Source organism: Variovorax sp. P4_B11, assembly GCF_056402355.1.
On record NZ_JBFUHO010000030.1, the window covers coordinates 69,085 to 90,901 of the forward strand.

The 21,817-nt window shown below is 65.1% G+C and carries 20 protein-coding genes; 7 read left to right on the top strand and 13 right to left on the bottom strand.

The annotated features are described in order from the left end of the window. Nucleotides 1-74 precede the first annotated feature (74 nt). The gene (locus tag AC1DYD_RS24130) at nucleotides 75-1,520 is read left to right on the top strand and encodes an MFS transporter (RefSeq protein WP_478175283.1); all 1,446 of its coding nucleotides are present in this window, start codon (nucleotides 75-77) and stop codon (nucleotides 1,518-1,520) included. On the opposite strand, the gene AC1DYD_RS24135 is transcribed toward AC1DYD_RS24130, so the two are convergent. From AC1DYD_RS24135 to AC1DYD_RS24170, 8 genes are all read right to left on the bottom strand, one after another. Beyond that, a complete protein-coding gene (locus tag AC1DYD_RS24135) occupies nucleotides 1,504-2,934 on the bottom strand; it encodes a DUF2252 domain-containing protein (protein WP_478175284.1) in 1,431 nt (476 codons plus the stop codon). The two genes, AC1DYD_RS24130 and AC1DYD_RS24135, sit on opposite strands and share 17 nt — an antisense overlap. Before the next feature lie 150 nt (nucleotides 2,935-3,084). Then, nucleotides 3,085-4,644 (bottom strand): arylsulfatase, encoded by a 1,560-nt coding sequence (locus AC1DYD_RS24140; RefSeq protein WP_478175285.1) that lies wholly within the window; start codon nucleotides 4,642-4,644, stop codon nucleotides 3,085-3,087. A 201-nt stretch (nucleotides 4,645-4,845) separates the two neighbouring features. After that, nucleotides 4,846-5,223 (bottom strand): response regulator, encoded by a 378-nt coding sequence (locus AC1DYD_RS24145; protein ID WP_478175286.1) that lies wholly within the window; start codon nucleotides 5,221-5,223, stop codon nucleotides 4,846-4,848. Nucleotides 5,224-5,441: 218 nt separating this feature from the next. Further along, nucleotides 5,442-6,095 (bottom strand): response regulator transcription factor, encoded by a 654-nt coding sequence (locus AC1DYD_RS24150; RefSeq protein ID WP_478175287.1) that lies wholly within the window; start codon nucleotides 6,093-6,095, stop codon nucleotides 5,442-5,444. A 5-nt stretch (nucleotides 6,096-6,100) separates the two neighbouring features. After that, on the bottom strand, nucleotides 6,101-7,954 hold the full coding sequence (locus AC1DYD_RS24155) for a sensor histidine kinase (protein ID WP_478175288.1): 1,854 nt from the start codon (nucleotides 7,952-7,954) through the stop codon (nucleotides 6,101-6,103). Nucleotides 7,955-8,252: 298 nt separating this feature from the next. Beyond that, nucleotides 8,253-9,260: a SphA family protein gene (locus AC1DYD_RS24160; RefSeq protein ID WP_478175289.1), complete on the bottom strand. Its 1,008-nt coding sequence runs from the start codon at nucleotides 9,258-9,260 to the stop codon at nucleotides 8,253-8,255. Nucleotides 9,261-9,294: 34 nt separating this feature from the next. Continuing rightward, complete coding sequence (locus AC1DYD_RS24165) at nucleotides 9,295-10,752, bottom strand: arylsulfatase (protein WP_478175290.1); 1,458 nt, start codon at nucleotides 10,750-10,752, stop codon at nucleotides 9,295-9,297. A gap of 241 nt (nucleotides 10,753-10,993) precedes the next feature. Further along, a complete protein-coding gene (locus tag AC1DYD_RS24170; RefSeq protein ID WP_478175291.1) occupies nucleotides 10,994-11,284 on the bottom strand; it encodes a hypothetical protein in 291 nt (96 codons plus the stop codon). A gap of 366 nt (nucleotides 11,285-11,650) precedes the next feature. On the opposite strand from AC1DYD_RS24170, the gene AC1DYD_RS24175 reads away from it, so the two are divergent. Then, a complete protein-coding gene (locus AC1DYD_RS24175) occupies nucleotides 11,651-13,012 on the top strand; it encodes an anaerobic sulfatase maturase (RefSeq protein ID WP_478175292.1) in 1,362 nt (453 codons plus the stop codon). A 65-nt stretch (nucleotides 13,013-13,077) separates the two neighbouring features. After that, the gene (locus AC1DYD_RS24180; protein WP_478175293.1) at nucleotides 13,078-15,036 is read left to right on the top strand and encodes an AsmA family protein; all 1,959 of its coding nucleotides are present in this window, start codon (nucleotides 13,078-13,080) and stop codon (nucleotides 15,034-15,036) included. A gap of 35 nt (nucleotides 15,037-15,071) precedes the next feature. On the opposite strand, the gene AC1DYD_RS24185 is transcribed toward AC1DYD_RS24180, so the two are convergent. The 5 genes from AC1DYD_RS24185 to AC1DYD_RS24205 all read right to left on the bottom strand — a co-directional run bounded on the left by AC1DYD_RS24185 (nucleotide 15,072) and on the right by AC1DYD_RS24205 (nucleotide 18,425). Continuing rightward, a complete protein-coding gene (locus AC1DYD_RS24185) occupies nucleotides 15,072-15,506 on the bottom strand; it encodes a DoxX family protein (RefSeq protein ID WP_478175294.1) in 435 nt (144 codons plus the stop codon). Continuing rightward, nucleotides 15,503-16,303: an HvfC/BufC family peptide modification chaperone gene (locus AC1DYD_RS24190; RefSeq protein ID WP_478175295.1), complete on the bottom strand. Its 801-nt coding sequence runs from the start codon at nucleotides 16,301-16,303 to the stop codon at nucleotides 15,503-15,505. The genes AC1DYD_RS24185 and AC1DYD_RS24190 overlap by 4 nt, the downstream gene beginning before the upstream one ends. After that, the gene (gene bufB, locus AC1DYD_RS24195; RefSeq protein ID WP_478175296.1) at nucleotides 16,287-17,153 is read right to left on the bottom strand and encodes an MNIO family bufferin maturase; all 867 of its coding nucleotides are present in this window, start codon (nucleotides 17,151-17,153) and stop codon (nucleotides 16,287-16,289) included. The genes AC1DYD_RS24190 and bufB overlap by 17 nt, the downstream gene beginning before the upstream one ends. A 7-nt stretch (nucleotides 17,154-17,160) precedes the next feature. After that, nucleotides 17,161-17,478 (bottom strand): BufA1 family periplasmic bufferin-type metallophore, encoded by a 318-nt coding sequence (locus tag AC1DYD_RS24200; RefSeq protein ID WP_478175297.1) that lies wholly within the window; start codon nucleotides 17,476-17,478, stop codon nucleotides 17,161-17,163. A 188-nt stretch (nucleotides 17,479-17,666) separates the two neighbouring features. Next, nucleotides 17,667-18,425, bottom strand: a complete 759-nt coding sequence (locus tag AC1DYD_RS24205; RefSeq protein WP_478175298.1) for an IclR family transcriptional regulator domain-containing protein — start codon at nucleotides 18,423-18,425, stop codon at nucleotides 17,667-17,669. A 126-nt stretch (nucleotides 18,426-18,551) separates the two neighbouring features. On the opposite strand from AC1DYD_RS24205, the gene AC1DYD_RS24210 reads away from it, so the two are divergent. The 4 genes from AC1DYD_RS24210 to AC1DYD_RS24225 all read left to right on the top strand — a co-directional run. Further along, nucleotides 18,552-19,520: a Bug family tripartite tricarboxylate transporter substrate binding protein gene (locus AC1DYD_RS24210; protein WP_478175299.1), complete on the top strand. Its 969-nt coding sequence runs from the start codon at nucleotides 18,552-18,554 to the stop codon at nucleotides 19,518-19,520. 4 nt (nucleotides 19,521-19,524) lie between these two features. Further along, nucleotides 19,525-20,763 (top strand): Rieske 2Fe-2S domain-containing protein, encoded by a 1,239-nt coding sequence (locus AC1DYD_RS24215; RefSeq protein WP_478175300.1) that lies wholly within the window; start codon nucleotides 19,525-19,527, stop codon nucleotides 20,761-20,763. A gap of 19 nt (nucleotides 20,764-20,782) precedes the next feature. Continuing rightward, nucleotides 20,783-21,247: an aromatic-ring-hydroxylating dioxygenase subunit beta gene (locus AC1DYD_RS24220; protein WP_478175301.1), complete on the top strand. Its 465-nt coding sequence runs from the start codon at nucleotides 20,783-20,785 to the stop codon at nucleotides 21,245-21,247. Next, nucleotides 21,244-21,817 (top strand): 4-hydroxythreonine-4-phosphate dehydrogenase PdxA (locus tag AC1DYD_RS24225; RefSeq protein ID WP_478175302.1); only part of this gene is annotated, 574 nt, incomplete at its 3' end. The genes AC1DYD_RS24220 and AC1DYD_RS24225, both read left to right, overlap by 4 nt.

Below are 21,817 nucleotides of genomic sequence, written 5' to 3' on the forward strand. Positions count from 1 at the left end.
CAATTCATTGCACTGTACAAAATCCATACCGCTGCCGACACTGGCGCCCCTTGCCCCGGTCGAAAGCACTTCCCTTGAAAAGCCCCAATGAATCGCCCCCGCTGCTGCCCTTCGCCATGCTCGCGCTGACGCTGGTCCTGGCCGCACTGGACCAGACCATCCTGTCGACGGCGCTGCCCGTGATGGCGCATGAACTCGTCGGCGCATGGCCGTTGGCGTGGGCGTTCTCCGCCTACCTGCTGGCCGCCACCGTGGTCATCCTGTTGTACGGCCGGCTGGCCGACGTGCTGGGCAAGAAGCCGATGCTGCTGCTGGCGATCGGCCTGTTCCTGCTGGGTTCGCTGGCCTGCGGAGCGAGCCAGGACGTGCGCCAGTTGGTGCTCGCGCGGGCGCTGCAGGGGGCGGGCGGAGGCGGCCTGATGACCTTGACCATGCTGACGGTGCGCGACCTGTTCGCCCCCGAGCAGCGCGGGCGCTACCAGGCCCTGCTGGGTGCGGCGTATGGCGTGTCGACGCTGCTCGGGCCGCTGCTGGGCGGTGCACTGGTGCAGCATCTGTCGTGGCACTGGGCTTTCTGGCTGAACGTCCCGCTGGCGGCATTGGCCTGGAGCGTGCTGGCCCTGACCTTGCCGTCGAAGCCGGCGTCGGCGCAGCAGGGCCCGCGTCCTCGCATCGACTGGCTCGGCGCCGTGCTGCTCACGACCGCGCTCGTCAGCCTGCTGCTGGCCACGCAGCACGGGAAGCTGAACCTGCCCGAGCGCGTCTCGCTCTGGCTGCTGCTGGCGCTCGGCGCCACCTTCGCGCTGGGCTTCCTGTGGCGGCAGCGCCGTGCCGCGCATCCCTTGCTGCCGCTGTCGCTGTTCGCCCGGCCGGCCTATGCGGCAGTGAGCTTCATCGGGCTGACGACCGGAATCGCGCTCTACACCGCGGTGGTGTTCCTGCCGCAGTACCTGCAAGTCGGCTTGCACCTGTCGCCCACGGGCTCGGCCTGGCATTTGCTGCCCCTGATGGCAGGCATCACGATCGCGGCCGTGGCCAGCGGCAAGCTGCTGCGCGCGCAGACGCCGGCCGCCGTCCTGGCGCGCGCGGCCTGCCTGCTGATGCTGCTGTCTTTCGGCAGCATGGTCGCCATGCTGCGCTGGCTGCCGCATCAGGCGCTGGCGCTGTCGGCCGGCGTGCTGCCGCTGGGCCTGGGGCTGGGGCTGCTCTTTCCGATCGTCACCGTGGTGGCGCAGCGCGTCTCGCCCGCACAGCACATGGGCATCGCGACGGCGGCGCCGATCATGCTGCGCAGCCTCGGCGGAGCGTCCGGCGTGGCGCTTCTGGCCGTGCTGCTGGCGCATCGCATGAAGGCAGCGCTGTCGCCCCTGGACGCACTGGGCCACGGACTGCAGCCCGTGTTCGGCTGCGCGGCCGGGGCCGTTGTCCTGGCGCTGCTGGCCTGCCGGTGGCTGCCCCGCGAAGACGGCAGGAGTCGCGACGCCAGATCTGAACGGCGGCGAGCTATTCAGACTCCATGACCACGTCGACCTCTCCCGCCTGAACTGCCTTCCGCAAGACCTCGTGATCGCCCTCGCTCTGGTCTGCATAGATGGCGGCGAACTTGGCGATGGCCTTGTCGAATATGTCGCTCTTTCCCAGGTAGCCACTGATCAGCGTCGGGTCGCCGGAGCGGGCATGGGCACGCGCCAGCGTCCAGCCGCAAAGGGTTGCATAGTCGCTCATCACGCTGGGCGTGAATATGTCGACCAATGCACTCAGCTTCATGTCCCGCAGCTGGCGGACATAGAAATGCCGGCCCAGCGAGCCCTTCGTCCATCCGAGGAAGATGTCGCTCGCCGCCTGGATGAGTCGATACCCGTTCACGACCCGCTGGCCGTGGTTGGCGTGCGGGCCTTTGCCGGCGTAGGCTTCGAGAATCGATGCGCGCGCCTCCTTGACCTGGAGAAACAGCGGGTCACTTTCATCCGCCATCAAGAGCATCACCGCGCAAAAGCTGCCTACGCTGCCGACGCCCACCACCTTGATCGCGGCGTCCTTGAGGTCATAGTGATCGATGAGCGTGCGGCGGTCTTCCTGCATCGATTCCCGATAGGCGGCGAAGGCCCCCCGCGTGCGTTCGAGCAAGGACTGCTCGCCTTCGTCCCCCGGGTGGTAGATCAGGGGCGGGTTGTCCTTGATTCTCGGCGTCTTGCCGGCCATTGCGGCGAGTTTGGGAAAGTCGTGCTCCAGCACGCTTCGTTCGCGCGCTGCGGCGATGCGCTTGTTCAAACGCTTGCGAGCCTCGTCGTCCTTGATCGCCGCCAGCGTCTTCTCGATGTCGACGCGGGAGTACCAGACCTCGATGACCGACATCCGGCTGTACTCGGCCATGCGCTCCCGATAGGACCGGGCACAGGCCAGCACGGCGTCGCGCGCCGCATTCTCACTGAAGTGGTTGTTCCGACAGGCCAGCACGAAGCTCGCGGCCAGTCGCTTGACGTCCCACTCCCAGGGTGCGGCAAGCGTCTCGTCCATGTCGTTGACGTCGAAGATCATTTGCCGTTCGGGTGTGGCGAAGGCGCCGAAATTCATCAGATGGCAGTCACCGCATGCCTGCACGCGAAGGCCCGTGGCCGGCGTCGCGGCCAGGTCGGCCGCCATGCCGAGCGCGGCGCCCCGGTAGAAGGTGAATGGTGTGCGCACCATGCGCCCAAACCGAATCGGGATCAGCGCCGGAATGCGCCCCTCGTTCGATTGCTGCAGCAACCCGAGCGGGTCCGGACGACCGATGAACGGTGTCCAGGCGGCATGGGATTCGCGCGGGCACTTGTCGCGCAGGCCCTTGCCCATCGCATGACGATCGGTCTTGGACAGTCGTGGCGAGACCTCATCAACGACCGGCTCAGGCTTGGATGGTGACGCCCTTGTAGACTCTTTCGACACCTTGGCCATAGCAGCCTCCAATTCGAGAGTGGCGTTGCGCGGTCGGCATCGAGTGAGGCCATCCGCCGCGCTTCGTCAGCCTCAACAAGATTTCTGAGACGGGCGCCCGGGGCCCCCCCGGGCACGCGCAACAAGTCCGATCCTGTCACCTTCCAACGGTTAATGCGCCCTAATGGTCGTAGGCATGTTCGCGTCCATCGCGGGCACCGGGTTCTCGGGGTGCTGCAGGTTCGGCAACAGGTCGTTCGAGGCTCCGCCCGGGTATCGCTTGATGCTCGGATACTTGATGATCGACTTGTTGAATTCCGTGAGCGGCACGTCCATCAGCGAAATGGCCCATCCGTTGTCCATGCCTGAATAGCGGCCCGGTGATGACGTCGGGTTGCGCGTCGCGACGGCGCCGTTGAAGGTCATGTCGTACTTCTCGAACGGGTCCATGGTGAGGTTGTAGGTCGAGCCGATGGCGCCGAGGTTGAGCTCCGGGCCCAGCCAGGTGTCCTTGGACGTGAAGAGCGACTTCCATGCGATCCTGATCCACGGAGCTTCCGGATCATCACCCACGTCCGCGCGGGCCCCCTGGAAGGTTTCTCCGTCGATATAGATCCATGAGGCCCGCGCCGAATGCTCCGCCTTGCCCGTGACGTAGGCGCTGTTGTCGATGCTGTCGAAGTAGATGGCCTTGCCGTTGTTGTCCTTCATCTCGCCAGGAGGCGGCGGCGTGATGCCGGCCATCGCCGAAAGCGTCGACCAGCAATCGATGTGCGACATCATTTCGGTCAGGGTGAGTCCGGCGGGGATTCTTCCCGGTGACCACATGATTCCGGGCACGCGCCAGCCGGCCTCGAACGGGGACCCCTTTTCGCCACGGTACGGATGGGTACCGGCGTCGGGCCAGGCGTCTTGCCAGGCGCCGTTGTCGGCGGTGATGATGACGATCGTGTCAGGTGCCTCGGCACGAATGGCATCCATGATTCGGCCGATGTTGGCATCCAGTTCCATCATCGAGTCCGAGTAGTTGCCCAGGTGCGTCTTGCCCTGGAACGCCTTGGCCGGGCTGGTCGGCTGGTGCATCTTCATGAAGTTGACGTCCATGAAGAAGGGCTTGCTGTCCTTGGCGTGCTGCTTGATGTATGCGACTGCCGAATCGGCCTGTCGCACATCGAACTCCGACAGATTGTCCAGCGTGATCATTTCCTTCTTGATCGCCGGCTTGCCCGCCGTGCCTTCCCATTCGTACAGATTGACGGCGCTCTGATACATCTTCCAGTAGGCGGCGTTGTATTTCGGGAACCACGGGTGTGCATTGGGCGACGTATCGCTATAGGCGTAGACCCCCGGGTAATAGGCGGCGAATTCCTTCATCTCGTCGAAGCCGTGCTCGATCGGGTAGAACTCGGGCTTGTCACCGAGATGCCACTTGCCGGAGAAGTAGGTGCCGTAGCCGTTCTTCTTGAAGAATTCGGCGATCGTCGGCGTCTCCTTCCTGAGACCATTCCGGTCGCCGGGAACGGTGACGACAGAAAGCGCAGAGCGGATGGGGATGCGCCCGGTCATGAACGAAGCGCGACCTGCCGTGCAACTGGCTTGGCCGTACCAGCTGGTGAACGTCGCGCCTTCCTTGGCGACGCGATCGACGTTCGGCGTCGGGTGGCCGAGGGCCTTCCCCCCGCCCGTGTACGCGCCGAAGTCGTTCCATCCGGTATCGTCGGTCATGAGCATGACGACGTTGGGCCTCTTCTGGGCTAATGCGGGCGATGCCGCGCAAAGCGCGACGGCCAAAGTGGCGGTGCCAATTGAAAAACGTCTGGCAAGTTTCATTTTTTTCTCCTCAGCGTTGAAAAAGGAGGCATCCGTGCGCCTGAGCGCAGCGATCAGCCACCGGCAATGTGGAATGGATCGTGAACAGCGACCAGCAACCAGTCAGTCTCTCCTTCCTCGTTCGAGCGCGCGCATGAGCCGATCAACGTCGAATGGCTTCTGCAGGTAGTCGATGCAGCCGAGTGCAAGCGCCTGGGCACGTGTCGCCTCATGGTCATAGGCCGTGATGAAGATGACCGGCAACGTCGGCTGTGTAGCGAGCAGATGGCGGCGAAGTTCAATGCCCGACATGCCCCCGAGATGGATGTCGAGGACAAGTGCAATGGCGCTGTCGCCACTTGCACTGTCGAGAAAATCCTCCGCGTTCGCGAAGGCAGCGGTCGAAAATTCATTCGCCTGCAGCAAGCGCTCAAGCGATCTGCGCATGCTGTCGTCGTCGTCGACGATGGCGACCAGACCCCTTGATGTTGTTGCGGGCATGGGTCGCGATCAGGGTTTGAGTAAGAAGCCTCACAGGAAGTCGCTCTGCGATGGGGTTGTGGCGAACGGTACGCCCAGCCCATGCATGCTGAAACTGTCCTTTGGTGCGGACCCGCACCAAAGGACAGGTATCGCGTCCCGTGTGATCAGGCGTCGAGCAATGGGGTTGAGACGAGGCGAGGCGCGAACGACGGCAAGGCGCGCTGCTCGGCGGTCACCTACTCGGACAGACGGGCTCGCGGGTCGTGCGGGTCGATCAGTCCAAGGCGCTCGGCCAGCGAAACAAGTTCCGCCACCGACTGAAGTCGCAGCTTCTGCATCATGTTGTGCCGGTGCCACTTGATCGTTCGCTCGACAGTGCCCAGATCGGCGGCGATTTGCTTGTTCAGCCTGCCGAGAACGACCAGGTCGAAGACCTTGCGTTCGGTCAGGGTCAGCGCATCGATGCGGCAGCGCAGGGCGGCAATTTGCGCCCGCTCGCCTCGACTGTCGCGACCACGCGCGACGGCGCGAGCGACAGTATCGAGAAGCACCTCGGTATCCACCGGTTTGGCCAGAAAATCCTCGGCGCCCGCCTTGATGGCAGCGACCGTGAGAGGGATGTCGCCATGGCCGGATACAAAAACGATCGGTAGCGCGTTTCGCATCACCGCGAGGTGTTGCTGGAGTTGCAGTCCGGTCAGTCCGGGCATGCGAACGTCGAGCAGAATGCAGCCAGCGTCATTGACGCAGCCTTCGTTGAGGAAGACCTCTGCGGAGTCGTAGAGCTCGACACGGTATCCAGCGGCCGACATCAGGCGCTCTACCGACTGGCGCCAGGATGCATCGTCGTCGATGACGTACACGGTGTCGGTGTCGGTGGCGGGAGCCATTTGCGTCAGACCGCGGCGAACGGCACCGTGAACCGAATGACTGCACCGCCTGTCGGGCCATGCTCCGCGGTGATATGGCCACCGTGTGCCTCGACGATCGTGCGAGAGATCGCCAACCCCAGGCCCATTCCGGTGGGCCTGGACGTGACGAAGGCGTCGAAGATGTGCGGGAGCAGCGCGGGAGCGATACCCGGGCCGGAATCGGTGACTGAGACTTCGGCCTCCCTGCGATCGTTGCGCCGGCTTCGAATCTCCAGCGTTCGCTGCGCCGCAGGCCGCTCCTGCATGGCTTCCATCGCGTTGAGCGCGAGATTCATGATGACTTGCTGCAGTTGGACTCGATCGCCGCTCACGAGCGGCAGGCCGGCTTCCAGGTGGAGCTTGAGGCCCACGCTCTTGACGGCCGCTTCCTCTGCCAGCAGTTTCGCGGTGTCATCGACAGCCTCGTTCAAATCCATGTCCCTGACTTCGAACGCGGACTTGCTCAACATCTTGCGGATGCGCGCAATGACATCGCTGGCGCGCTGGTCGTCTCGCTTGATGTCGGCCAGAATCTCCGCCACTTGCATCAGCTTGGGCGGCTCGGCTTTGAGCATCATTTCCGCCGCCCCGACATTGTTGCGAATGGCGCCGAGCGGCTGATTGAGCTCATGGGCGATCGATGCGGACATCTCGCCCAGCGCCACGCGTCGATTCATGTGCGCCATTTCTGAAAGTCGCTTCAGCGATTCGGATTCCGCCCCGCGACGCCGGCGGCGCTGCAGGAGCAATGCCGCGATCAACCAGCTCTGTCCAAGCGCCACGCCCCCTGCTGCAATGATCTCCGGGACGTGCACGCGCCAATACGGGCGATCAACGAACCGCAGTTCGCAGCCGACGGGCAGCCGATCCCTATCCAGTGACCAATGCTGCAGCGCACGGGCGTCCGCGACGCAGCGGCTCGACGTTTCAAGCACGATGTCGCCGGGGTCGGGAGCTTTGCCCGCCAGCGCCGAGAGCACCTGCTTGCCGACGAGTCGCCCGGTGTCCTGATACGACTCCGTGCTGCCGGCCGCGGCGCCGAAGCCCATCATCGTCTCGAAGAGCGCGTACACGGGAGCTGCCGATGCATCGCTGACCGCCCGCAGCACTTCTCGCGGCGTGTAGGGTCGGCCGTCGCGATCTCGAAACTGCGTCAGATAGAAGACGATCGAATCTTTCGGCTCCGCCGCCACTCGGAGCAACAGTTCCGGCAGCGACCAGCCCGAAACGTAGTCCACGGCCAAAGCCCCGGCTTTTGTCGCCAGCATGTCGCGAGCGTCCCTCTCCAATCGCCTGTCGAATTCCGACGCGCCCGAAATGACGACGATCCGGTGCGCGCCAGGTTGCAGGCGCCGGGCAAGGTCGATGGTGCCGCCGAGATCTTCGCGTGTCGTGACCCCGGTTGCCTGGGCCGGAACCGTGGCAGGGTCGATGTCTCGCCGCGAAACACTATGGAACACGAGGCGGGCGCCAGGCCACAGCTGCTTCCCGTTTCGATTGAAGAAGTCGAGCGCCGGTTGAGTCACGGCCACGACAACATCAATGCGTAGCGCCCCGTACTTCTTTCCGAAAAGAGCGCGGTACTCCGACTCCAGAGGCTCTACAGGGAAACGCTGGGCGTCGAGCGGCTCAGAGAAAAGGACGACCCGCCTGGCGGATTGATCGGCAAGCGTCTCGCGCATCGCGCGGTTGATGGCGATATAGGCCGGAAGATAGGGGTCCACGCCGTTGAGGATCAGGACCCGCGCTTCCTCGCCTGCCGCGTACGCCGATGCGGCGGTAAGGCACAAGCCCACGATCGTGCCGAGTGCGCGCACCACGGCTCGCACCCAGTTCATCGATCACCTCGCCCATGCCTTGTCCATCCTGGATTGTGGTGGCAGGATGGTTCTTCCGAATTTGATAATTATCAATCCCGGGCGTTCATGCTCGGTGAGCCCAAAGCGTTGACGAGCGCTCGGAGCGCATGGCGTTTCCGCCCTACCGTGCGCGAATCAGGGCTTGGCAGGCTCTTTCTTGACGGCTTCATTCTGCGTCGTGCCCGGGATCTTCTCGCCGATCCCGCACGCAATCGCCTCGCACTCCGTTGTGCCAATGGACGCGATAGTTTTCTGGAACAGTAGACTTCTCGTCCTGCTACTTGCCATGACTGCCAATCGGAATGCTGAGCGTCGCAAAGAGCGCATAGCCTTCAACCCGGTTCTGTGCCCAGAACTCCCAGTAACCACGAAGGTTGAAGTAGGCGGGATGACCGTTAAATTTGAACGCGTATCCAACCTCGGGGCCGACCGAGGCGATGCGCGACTTGAACGCGCCCACCTTGTCGCCACTTCCGCTGTCGCCGGTCAACTGGTAATACACATACCCCGCAACGCCGACCTGCCAGTTCTCCGACAGGAAATGGGAGACGGCCCAGTCGAGATGGGAATCGACGCCGTTCTTGTAGTTGGTATGCGTGTTCTCCCAGTTGTATGTGAGGCCTGCGACGGCGGAGAACTCCAGCCCAGTCTTATCGTTGAGGTACGTGTAGCCGCCACCGGCGTCGATGGCGCCATGTCCGAAGCCAAGATTCGAGAGCCGACTCGACTGGTACGCACCAACCGGAATGTCGCCGCTCACATAAACCATCCAGTTATCGTTGTCCTTCGCCCAAGACAGACTTGCGTAGGGGTACAAATCGGTGCCACCAGTGACCGAGTCGCTACGCATGCGCTCGACAGTGGGTTGCGACAGCGTAATGTCCGCGGCAGTACGATTGCTGCCGGGTCCCCAGCTAAGACCGACATAGGGCTGGCCCTCAAGAATATTTGTCTCCGCCGCATAGCCGGGCTGGAACAGCAGCAACGGTCCGTGCGACTTGAGGCCCACGTTGATGCTCTCGCCTCGCTGAACCGTCGCGTTGGCGGTGCCGTTGTAGTAGTACGGCATCGTTATCAGCGACCATCCGGGCGTCGCAGGCACGGCGGCGAGGCTCGCGAACTGGCCCGAGAACCAGAACGGGACCCCACCTTCGTCGGCCAATGCCGCGTTCGATGCGAGGGTCAACGCGGCACCAGCGCAGCCGACTGCGAGCAATCGCAGCCGCGAGGTGCGCGATGGCCTCTTCTTGCCCATTCCTTGCCGCTTCCAGGTGGCACCACCCATGAGACTCGTTTGCGCCGATACGGGTCCAGTTTGCCTATTTCGGTGGGACATACGGGTCGGGCGTGCCGAGCTTGATCGGCGGATACTTCTTCAGGCTGGCCTCGAACTCACCGACAATTCGCACTGCCGGGTCGACGACCCAGGAGGACTTGGCCGCCATGTCGCGCTCCTCCTTCATGTCGGTCAAGAGATTGACGACCTTCGGCAACGGAAGCGTTTTCGGTGGGTCGTACATGGTCTCCTGCCAGATGAAGTGCACCTTCCAGTTCCTCCACTTGACGGCGGACAGCCGGTCCGCCACATAGGCAGGAAAGCCCTCGCGGTTGGACGATTCCTGTTTTCCGAGAAAGAAATCCAACTGATCCACGCCATCGATCGGACGATCCTTCGGGACTTGCGCTCCGCCCACGCGCGCCAGGGTCGTGAACAGGTCCACGATATGAACGATCTCGTTGTTGACGCGCCCCGCGGGCACCTTGCCCGGCCAGCGGATCATGAACGGTGTGCGTATTCCACCTTCCATCGCCGTGAAGTATGTGCCCCGCCACGGCCCGTTCGCGCCCTGCCACGGATCGGTGGCTTCCGGGCCGTTGTCGCTGGTGAAGATGACCAACGTGTTGTCTTCGATGCCGGCCTCTTTGATGGCGTCGAGAATCTGGCCGGTGCGGTGGTCCATCTCCGCAAGCGAATCTGCCCAATCGCCGTTACCGGTCCTGCCGGCGAATTCCGGATTGGGCAGCGTCGGCATGTGAACCAGCGAGAAGGGGATGTAGGCAAAGAATGGCTTGTCCGCCTTCGCGTTGCGTTTGATGAACTCGACAGCGCGGCTTGTGATCTCCGCTTCCATGGTCCGTCGACGGTCGACGTTCAATTCTGCGATCTGCCGCGCCTTTTCGCCCTTGCGCGCCTCATAGATGTGCTCCGGGTGGACGACCTTCGCGTTCCAGCCCTGCTTGTTGCCGAGCGAGGGCCACATCCCCGCCGTGTTGTTCTCCGACAGCCACATTGCCTCGTCGTAAGTGCGCGGGATGCCGTACCACTCGTCGAATCCCTGATGGGTGGGAAACCGGTCTTCGGCGCTGCCGAGATGCCATTTGCCCCACATCCCCGTTGCATAGCCGCGCGCCGACAACAGCTCCGCGATGGTGGTCTCCCATTGCGTCAACCCGTCCGGGACGCCGCCAATAGGAACTTCGTATGTCCCCGACCGGATCGAGAACCGGCCCGTCATCAGCGCGGACCGCGATGGCGTGCACTGGGCCTCGACATTGAAGTTGAGCAGCCGCATGCCTTCGCCAGCGAGCTTGTCGATGCGCGGGGTGGGCGCGCCACGCAGGATGCCGCCGCCGTAGGCGCCCAGCTCGCCATAGCCGAGGTTGTCCGCGAGCATGACGACAATGTTGGGTTTCTTGTCTTGTGCAAGTGCCGCCCCTCCGAGCAGCCCCAGCACAACGCCAAGCAGTATCGGCCTCAGCTTGTTCGTGCGATTCATTCTCGTTTCCTCTCTCGGGAAGCACAAGCCCACGTTCGTGCCGAGTACGCGCGCCAAGGCCCATACCCGGTTCATCGATCACCTCGCCCATGCCTTGTTCATCGCGAATTGGGCGGCAGCAAGGTTCTTTGGCAGTTGACGCAGATCAACCACGGAATTCATGCTCGGTGCGCTCAAGGCGTTGACGTGCGACCGAAGCGCATGGCGTCTTCGCCCCATTTATTCCGATACGGCGCGCGAATCAGGGCTTGGCAGGCTCTTTCTTGACGGCTTCGTTCTGAGTGGTGCCCGGGATCTTCTCGCCGATCTTGTCGCCAGCCTTGCGCGTTTCTGATGCGGCGCCGGTCGCCGCTTTGTCGACTGCCTTGCCGGTCGCATCCACGGCCTTCTTGGTGTCAGTCTTGGTGGCATCCCAGGCTTTTTCGCCTTCCTTTTCCAGTTTTTTGGCAGTGTCTTGTGCGAAAGCCGAAACACCAATGAAAGCGACCGCCAGGGCCGCTGCAATGGGCAGGGTGCGAATGGACTTGTTCATGGAGGATGATCCTTGTTGAGGTTGGGGTGAATGGCTCGGGGCACAGCGTGTGCAGCGCCAAAGACACGATAGGGCAAAACTGTTCGTTCGGACGCTGTCCTTTGGTGCGGGCCCGCACCAAAGGACAGGTGCAGCATGCGTGTTTGCGCAGTACCGTTGACTCCCCACGTATGAGGTGCGCGCATCTGAGCAAGGGAACGCGTCTGATGTCGGCGTGGCATGGCGGATAAGTCCGCGATCCGCTTCAGCTTGCAAGCAAGTTGGCCGAGTCTTTCGCTATGTACGCGCGCGCAGTTGACCTGCATCAAAAGGCGCGGTGGCTCGCGGGACGAAGCTGCACTTCCTTCACCGAGAGGAGTTCTGTTGATGACCGAGACGATCGATGCGCCCGTCGCGGTGCCGCCGAGGAGCCCGCACGCTCCGCCGGGCTTCCATCTGCTGGCCAAGCCGAGCGGTTCGACCTGCAACATCGACTGCACCTACTGCTTCTTCCTGTCGAAGGAGGCGCTCTATCCGAATGACAAGAGCCGGATGTCGGAGCCCACGCTCGAAGCCTACGTCCGTCAGCTGCTCGAATCTCACCTGGCGCCCCAGGTCACTGTGGCGTGGCAGGGCGGTGAACCGACGCTGATGAAGCTCGACTTCTTCAAGCGCTCGATCGAGCTGGTCGAGAAATACCGTCGTCCCGGCCAGAGCGTGCAGCACACCTTCCAGACCAACGGCCTGCTGCTCGACGACGAATGGTGCGCCTTCTTCAAGCAGCATCGCTTTCTGGTCGGCCTGAGCGTCGACGGCCCGCGCGAGTTGCACGACACCTACCGCGTCGACAGGCGCGGCAAGGGCACTTTCGACCTGGTCATGAACGGCTGGCGCGCGCTGCGCCGCAACGGCGTGGACTTCAATATCCTGTGCACCGTCAACGCGGCGAACCAGCATCACGGCCGCGAGGTCTACCGCTTTTTCCGCGACGAGCTGGGCGCGAAGTGGGTTCAGTTCATTCCCATCATCGAGCGCGCGACCGAGCAGACGATCGCACTCGCGAACAAGGGTTGGAGCGAACAGGCCGGCAAGAAGCGCCTGCTCTATACGCAGACCGGCAATCTGGTCACCGAACGCACGGTGGGCGCGGAGCAATACGGCCGCTTCATGATCGACGTGTTCGAGGAATGGGTGCGCCACGACATCGGCGAGGTGTACGTCCAGCTGTTCGACGTGACGCTGGAGGCCCTGTTCGGCCGGCATCTGCTGTGCATTCATGCGCCGACTTGCGGCCACGGTCCGGTGCTGGAACACAACGGCGACCTGTACAGCTGCGACCATTTCGTGGAGCCGCGCTACAAGCTCGGCAACATCCACCAGACGCACATGCTGACGCTCATGTCGTCTCCCGAGCAGCGCAAGTTCGGCCAGGACAAGCAAGACACACTCACGGCGCAGTGCCGCGGCTGCAAGGTTCGGGGCCTGTGCAACGGCGGTTGCCCGAAGGACCGCTTTGCCTCATCGCGCGACGGGGAGTCGGGACAGAACTACCTCTGCGCGGGCCTCGAGCTGTTCTTCACGCACACCGGTCCCGCGTTCCAGGCGATGGCCCAGTTGCTGCACCAGAACCGTCCGCCGTCGGCGCTGATGGCGTCCATCGCGGTCGAGGACGCCAGGCGCGGGCCCTATCAGCCTTGCACATGCGGGAGCGGCCGGAAGTTCCGCTTCTGCCACGGGAGCAAGGGGTAGGGACAGGAACAATGCGTGCGAGTCCGCAAGTGCCACGACGTCGAGGCTTTGCGCGCATCGGCCTGATGGCCCTCGGCATCGGCTGCCTGATCGCGGCAGCGGGCTATTTCGCGTTCCGGCATGCATATCCGCCCGCGCGTCTGGCCACGATGCTCGAGGGGCATGTCAGCGCGGTGACCGGACGGGACTTCCGCATCGAAGGTGAGCTGTCGATCCGCGTCCTGCCAACCATTGCGATCCAGGTTGACGACATCGTGCTTGGCAACGCCGATTGGGGTGCGACGACGGACATGGTGCGGGCTCGGCGCGTTGCCTTTGTCGTGTCGTTGCGGGATCTGCTGTTCGGAAGGGTGAATGTCGTCAGCGTCGATATTCACGGCGTCGACGTCCAGCTTGAATCCGACGGGGCCGGCCGTGCCAATTGGCGAATCGAGCCGCGCGCGCCCCCAAGTGGCAAGGTCCCGCTTCAGATCGCGCTGGACAAGCTCGTTGCCACCGATGTCCGCGTCACTTTCCGGGATCGCGGCCATCCGGCGGCGCACACGGCCGACGTCGAGTCGCTGGAACTCGACACGCAGGGCGATCGAAGTCATCTGAGCGCCCGACTGGCGCTGGGACCTGGGCGCTGGAAGGTCGATGGCACAACCGGTGCCGTCGTCGCGCTGCTGGGTGGCGCCGCCGACTGGCCCTTCGACCTGCGGTTCACGACCGAAGGCACCCGCTTCTCGGCGAAGGGCCGCATGGGCACCGGCAGCTTCGACGCCCAGGTGTCGGCCCGCCTGGAGTCCGCTGCCGCGCTCGCTCCGATCAGTTCCGCTGCGGCGGACTTGCCAATGCCCGTCGAATGGAGCGCGACGCTCGCACGCACCAAGGACCAGCTTCGCGTCGAATCCATGCGCTTGTCGCTTGCCGGTCAGCTGCTGACCGGCAGGGCGACCGTGGACACGAGCGCATCGCCGATCCGCGTGATTGCCGAGCTGTCGGCCGCGGCGCTCGACCTTGGCCGATGGCGCGCCGGCAATGGGACGGGTGCCTCCGGGGCGGGTGCATCGAATGCACACGCGCCGTTGTTCGGCGACACCCCGCTGCCGTTCTCCGCACCGCCGTTCCCCATGGCGCTTACGCTCAAGGTCGACCGTTTGGACGTTCCCGGCGCCCCGACCGTTTCGGCGCTCGACGCGCACGTCGTGTCAGGGCCGGAGCGGCTGCAGGTGGAACCGCTGAATTTCGGCGTTGCCGGCGGTCAAGTTCGCGGCCGGCTGAATCTGGCCCTGCACCCGGACGCGGCGCCGCGTGCAGAGGTTCAGATCGAGGCCAAGTCGCTTTCCTTGGAGACGCTCGACACCTTTCGCGGGGGCAGCAAGCGCGTGAGCAGCGGGCAAGCGAATCTCGACTTGAAGCTGGTGATGGCGGGGCGCACCCCCGCAAGTCTCGCTGCGTCATCGACCGGGGATGTGCTGCTCACGCTCCGCGATATCACGCTGACCGGCAGGACAGCAACGCTCGATCGGGACGTCTTGTGGAGCCTGTTCGAGGCGCTGATACCAAAGTCGACGCCGCGCGAAAACCTGGTCGTGCAATGTGTGGTCTCGCGCTGGCCTTTGCGCCAGGGTGTCGCCGTGATCGACCGGTCGATCGCGATGGAAACGCCGCAGATCGCGGTCGCGGCAAGCGGGCAAATCGACCTGTCGAAGCAGACGATCGAGCTGGCGTTCCGACCGAGAGTCAAGCAGGGGCTGAACCTCGATCCAGCAAGCCTGGTCGAAATGTTGCTCCTCAAGGGGCCGCTGCAAAACCCCGAACTGAGCCTCAACCCGATGGGTACGGCGCGCGAGGCCGCGGGTGTCGGCGTCGCGGTCGCGACGGGCGGCCTCTCGCTGCTGCTGCCGGCCTTGCGCCTGGATTCGGGCTCGTCGGCATGCGACCAGGCGGCAAACGCCAGTACCCAAGGCAATGCGGCGCCGCCGCCAAAGTCCCGCCGCCACATTCTCCCGCGCCTGTTCTCGTCTTCGCAGTCGAGGTGAATCGCTGCAGCGCCCCACTGAGTAGCGCTCCGGAGTCAAGCCTCCTGCGAACCGATCTTCCCCCACAACCAATGATCGAGAGACAAGGCTCCGGGCCCTCGGCACAGCAGAACGAGCAGCATCGCTGCCCACTGGATGTGCGTCGGCCACGCCTGGGGATAAACGAAGATCTCGATGACCGCGGTCATTCCCAGCAGAACGGCGGCTGCGGGTCGGGTCAGAAGTCCCAGGACTAGCAACACCGGTGTGCTCAACTCGACACCTGCCGCCATGTACGCCGCGAGTTCGGGCGACAGTAGCGGCAGGCGATATTCGTCCGTGAACAGTGCGACAGTCGTATCCCAGTTCGCGAGTTTGGTCAACCCAGAGTTCCAGAACACGGTCGCAACAGCCAGCCGCAGCGGGACCGCGAGGACCGTGTAGGGGATCGCTTCGAGCCAGCGGCGCAGGCGCGCGAGAAGATGGATCACGGCTTTTCTCCCGTCTGGCAAGGCTGATTGGCCGTAATGGCGAGCCGGAATGCGACAAAGCGCCCAGCGCTCAAGTGCCGCGCAAGAAGTGCGGGCGCATCGACGCCCGCCGCCGACTCGAGCGCAGCCCCGAGCGGCCTGCCGTCAAACAGTGCAGCCGCAAAACGCCACGCACTCTCGTCGAGCCGCTCGACTTCGATTTCGCCCGCCTGGCGCTGCACCAGCACGCACACCGGCCCGCTGCTCAGATCGATCGCGACCAGTGTCTCGTCGTCGTGCTGCAACACGGCGCGCCAGATGCTGTCGACCGGGAAGTCCGAGCGCAATATCGATACCGACGGGTGCGCCACGAAGCACACCTGGTCGTGCTCGGCAGGCGAGACGATGGCCAGCCGCGCCACCGCGATCGGGTCGGCATCAGGCGCATGGAGCGCACGATTCACCGCCCATTCGAGGCGAGCCACGTCAGCCAGGTACGCGAGCGAGGCAGCGGGCTCGAAGCGCTGCAAGAAATCCGGAAACCCTGAACCGTAGGCGTTCAAATCGGCACAGCGTGGCGCCTCGTCGCGCGCGAAGATTCGCGCGGCGCCTTCAAAGAAATCCGCACCAACCAGCCGATGCACGGCAGGGAACGACAGCCGCAGCGCATTGGCGAGCGTGGCGACCATGGTGTTGCGATAAATGCCCAGCCGCTGCGCGGGCGCAAGTCCCGCGTCGACGATCAGGTCCGCCGCATGGCCGGCCTCATCTTGCAGCATGCGCCGCATCGCGCGCTGGACATCAAGCAGCGACGGCATGCCGCGCCTCCTCGATCAGTGCGGCGGCACGGGCAGCCTCATCCAGCAGTACATCCAGTGGCGGTATGTTCGTGTCCCACTCGATCAAGGTCGGTACCGGGCCGAAGCGTGCCAGCGCCTGCGCGTACAAGGTCCAGACCTCCGGTGCGACGCGCGAGCCATGGTCGTCGATGCGCAAGGCCTGTCCGCCTTCGATCTGCTTGAGCGCGTGGCCAGCAAGATGGATTTCACCGATGGCGTCGGCCGGCAGCGCGGCCAGGTAGGTCGAGGCGTCCCAGCCGTGGTTGTACGCGCTGACGTAGATGTTGTTGACGTCGCACAGGATGCCGCAGCCCGTGCGCCGCGCGACGGTCGCAATGAAATCCCACTCGGCGATCGTCGAATGCTTGAAGCGCAGATAGGTGGAGGGGTTCTCGATCAGGATCCGGCGCTGCAAAAAGACCTGGGTCTGGTCGACATGGCGGCAAACGAGGTCGAGCGCCTCCTCGGTCATGGGCAGCGGCAGCAGGTCGGCCAGGTAGCTGCCGCCGACGGTGCTCCAGGACAAGTGTTCGGACACGAGACCCGGCTCGATCCGGCGCACCACCTGGCGAATGCGTTCCAGATGCGCCGTGTCCAGCCCGTCTGCGCTGCCCAGGGACAGGCCGACGCCGTGCAGCGACACTGGATAGTCGCAGCGGATTGCTTCGAGCGTCCGGATCGGAAGACCGCCGCCCATGTAATTCTCTGTGTGCACCTCGAACCAAGCGACGGCGGGCCGTGTGGCAAGCACGGCCTCGTGGTGTTGGAAGCGCAGGCCGATTCCCGCGGCGACCGGCACCGCGCCGAACTCGTCACGCATGGCCGCCATTGCGCGCTCAGCTCGACTTCATGCTGCCGCCCTGGATCTTGCTGCAGTCACCCGCCGGCAGCAGCACGAACGACTTGGGGTCGCGCGCCTGAGTGGACTGGCCGGCACAGGAGTGCGCGCCTTCCGCGCAGTCGTTCTTGGCGGCGGCGTTGATGCCGTAGCATTTCTCCAGCTTGTTGCTTTGCATGCGCGCCATGTTGTCCTTGACGACCTGCGGCATCTTGCTCATGTCCGTGCCTTGCGCCTGGGCTGCCATCCCCGATGCGGCCAATACCAGTCCGAGCGCGGTGGACAGCGCGGAACCTGCAAACATTTGACGACTCATGATTTGCCTTTCGTATGACGACCTCCGATCGAGACCGATAACCAACAGTTCGTTCGGTGGCGTTGAAAGGTTACCTGCCGCGAGAGAAAAATAGTCGATGCAACGAGCCGCGTTGCAGGCTATCGTCTGTCACGTGAGCAGCCATCGTTGCAAAAGGCGTCGGGTCCATCCATGCATGAAAAGGACGATCACCCCGGATAGAGCCGTGCCGTGAGCGTGGCACTGGCCTTGCGCAGCGCCGGCAGAAAGGCGTCCCGGAACTCGATGAATTCCATCCGCTCGGCGCGAACCGCGATGCTCATGCCGGCCACCGTCGCGCCGCCGCGGTCGAACACCGGCACCGCCATCGAGCGCACGCCCAGTTCGAGTTCACCGTCGTTGCCGGCATAGCCCTCGTCGCGGCAACGCGCGATCAAGGCCAGCACGGCATCGGCTTCGAACACCGTGCGCGGCGTGAGGCCGCGGCGCGGCATTGCGCGCACGCGCCGCTCGGCCTCGTCGACCGGCAGGCTGGCCAGCAAAACGCGCCCGAGCGCCGAGCAGTACGCGGGCAGCCTCGATCCGATGCCCAGGCCGGTGCTGAGGCTGCGCCGCGCCGTCGAGCGCGCAATGATGATCGCATCGTCCTCCAGCAGCGTCCCGAGCGATGCGGATTCGCGCGTGCGCTCCGACAGCGCGTCGAGCAGGGGCTGCGCCAGCGACGGCGTGGGCCGCGACGCCAGGTAGGCGTGCGCGACCAGCAGGACCTTGGGCAACAGCCAGAAACGCTTGCCGTCGCTCTCCAGGTAGCCCAGGGCACGCAAGGTCAGCAGCGAGCGCCGGGCCGAGGCCGGCGAGCCGCCGGTGAGGCGTGCCACCTCGGACACGGTGAGGCGGCTGTGCTGGCGACCGAAACAGGTCAGGACCTCCATCCCTTTCTGCAGCGAGGCCACGAAGTTCTTGTCCACAGGCTCCGGGGGGGCGGTCGGAGCGACGTCATTTTTGCGCATAGCGCAAATCTAGCTTGTTTGCCTTGCGTTGAATCAAGACACTGCAGTTCCCCCGATGAACGACTGACACGGAGATCCTGAGACATGTTCAAACCCTTCGCCCGGCGCCTTGGCGCGGCCTGCCTGGCCGCCGCCTTCCTGGCCGGCGCCGCCGCTGCACAGCCCGGCAAACCCTTGAGAATCGTGGTTCCCTTCCCGGCCGGCGGCACCGCCGACATCCTTCCGCGCGTGGTGGCCGCGAAGCTGCGCGACAGCTTTCCGGCCGGCGTCGTGATCGAGAACCGCACCGGCGCCGGCGGCAACATCGGGGCCGAGTCGGTCTTCAATGCCCCGCCCGACGGCGAGACGCTGCTGGCGTCGCCGCCGGCGCCGATCGCGATCAACCAGCACCTCTATCGCAAGCTGAGCTTCGATCCCGCGAAGTGGGTGCCGGTCACGATGATCGCCACCGTGCCCAACGTGCTGGTGGTGAATCCCAAGCTGCCGGTCCACAGCGTGCCCGAACTCATCGCCTACCTGAAGGCGAATCCCGGCAAGCTCAGCTACGGCTCGCAAGGCAACGGGACCACCTCGCACCTGACCGCCAGCATGTTCATGCAGCTGACCGGAACCGAGATGGTCCATGTCCCGTACAAGGGCACGGCGCCGGCGCTGGTCGACCTGATCGGCGGGCAGATCGACGTCTTCTTCGACAACCTGAGCTCGTCGCTCCCCTTCCACCAGGGCGGCAAGGTGCGCATCCTCGCGATCGCCGACGAGCAGCGCTCGCCCGCCCTGCCTGAGGTGCCCACCTTCGCCGAGCAGAAGCTGCCGGCCATGAACGCCGTGACCTGGTTCGCCTTGGTGGCGCCGCCCGCAACGCCTGCCGCCAAGGTGCAGGCGACACAGAAGGCCTTTGCCGACGCGCTCGCGCTACCGGACGTCAAGCGGCAGTTCGCCGAACAGGGCGCCGAGCCGCGCGGCTGGGACAGCGCGCGGACCGGCCAGTTCATCCAGGCCGAGTCGGCCAAGTGGGCCAAGGTCATCAAGAACGCCAACGTCACCCTGGACTGACACCATGACGCAAGACACCCAACCGATCCACTGGGCCGGCCCCGGCCTCACGCGCATTCCCTTCGCGCTCTACAGCGATGCGCCGACCGCCGCCGAGGAACAGGCCCACATCTTCCGCGGCGAGGTCTGGAACTACCTGTGCCTCGACGCCGAACTGCCCGAGAGCGGCAGCTACCGCACCACCTTCGCCGGCGAGACGCCCGTGGTGGTCGTGCGCGACGACGACGGCGAGATCTACGCCTTCGAGAACCGCTGCGCGCACCGCGGCGCGCTGATCGCGCTCGAGAAGTCCGGCCGCGCCGAGAACTTCCAGTGCGTCTACCACGCCTGGAGCTACAGCCGCCAGGGCGATCTCACGGGCATCGCCTTCGAGAAGGGCGTCAAGGGGCAGGGCGGCATGCCGGCCGGCTTCTGCAAGGAGGAACACGGCCCGCGCAAGCTGCGCGTCGCGACCTTCTGCGGCCTGGTCTTCGGCAGCTTCAGCGAGGACGTGCCCGGCATCGAGGAGTACCTCGGCGACGAGATCTGCGCGCGCATCGAGCGCGTGCTGCACAAGCCGGTCGAAGTCATCGGCCGCTTCACGCAGGCGCTGCCGAACAACTGGAAGCTGTACGTGGAGAACGTCAAGGACAGCTACCACGCGAGCCTGCTGCACCTGTTCTTCACCACCTTCGAACTCAACCGCCTGTCGCAGAAGGGCGGCGTGATCGTCGACGAGAGCGGCGGCCACCACGTGAGCTATTCGATGATCGAGCCCGCCGCCGAGAAGGACGCCTCGTACAAGGAGCAGGGCCTGCGTTCGGACACCGACCGCTACCGGCTCAAGGACCCGAGCCTGCTGGCCGGCTTCACCGAGTACGGCGACGGCGTGACGCTGCAGATCCTCTCGGTCTTCCCCGGCTTCGTGCTGCAGCAGATCCAGAACTGCCTGGCGGTGCGGCAGGTGCTGCCCAAGGGCGTGGAGCGCACCGAGCTCAACTGGACCTACCTGGGCTACGCCGACGACACGCCCGCGCAGCGCAAGGTGCGGCTCAAGCAATCGAACCTGATCGGCCCGGCCGGCTTCATCTCGATGGAGGACGGCGCGGTCGGCGGCTTCGTGCAGCGCGGCATCGCCGGCGCGCGCGACCACGACGCGGTCGTCGAGATGGGCGGCGGCGGCGTCGCTTCGAGCGAGGGACGCGCCACCGAAGCCTCGGTGCGGGGCTTCTGGAAGGCCTATCGCCACCACATGCGCGCCTGATCGCAGAGGAAGCCACACCATGATCGACCTGCTGGCGCTCTGCGCCTTCCATGCCGCCTACGCCGACGCCATCGACAGCGATGCGCTCGAGCAATGGCCCGACTTCTTCACCGACGACGCCGACTACCGCATCACGCACATCGAGAACGAGCGCGAGGGCCTGCCCGCCGGCATCGTCTATGCCGACTCGCGCGCCATGCTCGAAGACCGCATCGCGGCCCTGCGCGAAGCCAACATCTACGAGCGCCAGCGCTACCGCCACATCCTCGGCATGCCGCTGCTGCTGAAGGCCGAGGAGCAGCAGGCGGAAGCGCGCACCCCCTTCCTGGTGGCGCGCATCATGGCCGGCGGCCAGACGGATGTGTTCGCCACCGGCGTCTACCAGGACCGCTTCGTGCGGCGGGACGGGCGGCTGCTGCTGCAGTCGCGCGTGGCCGTCTGCGACAGCACGGTGACGGACACGCTGCTCGCCTTGCCGCTGTGAGCGCGCGCGCCCAAACCCACGCGCCGCCGCGCCGCCTGGCGCTGGCGGCCGGCGACCCCAACGGCATCGGCCCCGAGATCGCGCTCAAGGCCCTGGCGGCGCTGCCGGCCGAGGCACGCGCCGTCATCACCGTGTATGGCCCCACCAGCGTGCTGGAACGCACGGCGGCGATGCTCGGTTGCAGCGTGCTGCTTCGCGAGCTGCGCGTCGTCGACGCCGGAGACCTCCCGGCCGAGTCCGCCCAGCCCGGCCGCATCGACGCCGCAGCGGGCGCGTCGGCCGTCGCATCGGCGACGGCGGCGATCGAGGCCTGCCGGCGCGGCGAGGTCGACGCGGTGATCGCCTGTCCGCATCACGAGACCGCGATCCATCGTGCCGGCATCGCCTTCAGCGGCTACCCCTCGCTGGTCGCGCGGGTCTGCGCGGTGCCGGAGGATTCGGTGTTCCTGATGCTGGTCGGCGGCGGCCTCCGGATCGTGCACGCGACCCTGCACGAAAGCGTGCGCAGCGCGCTCGACCGGCTCACGCCGGCGCGGGTGGCCGCGGCGGCGCGGGCGGGCGCGCGTGCCT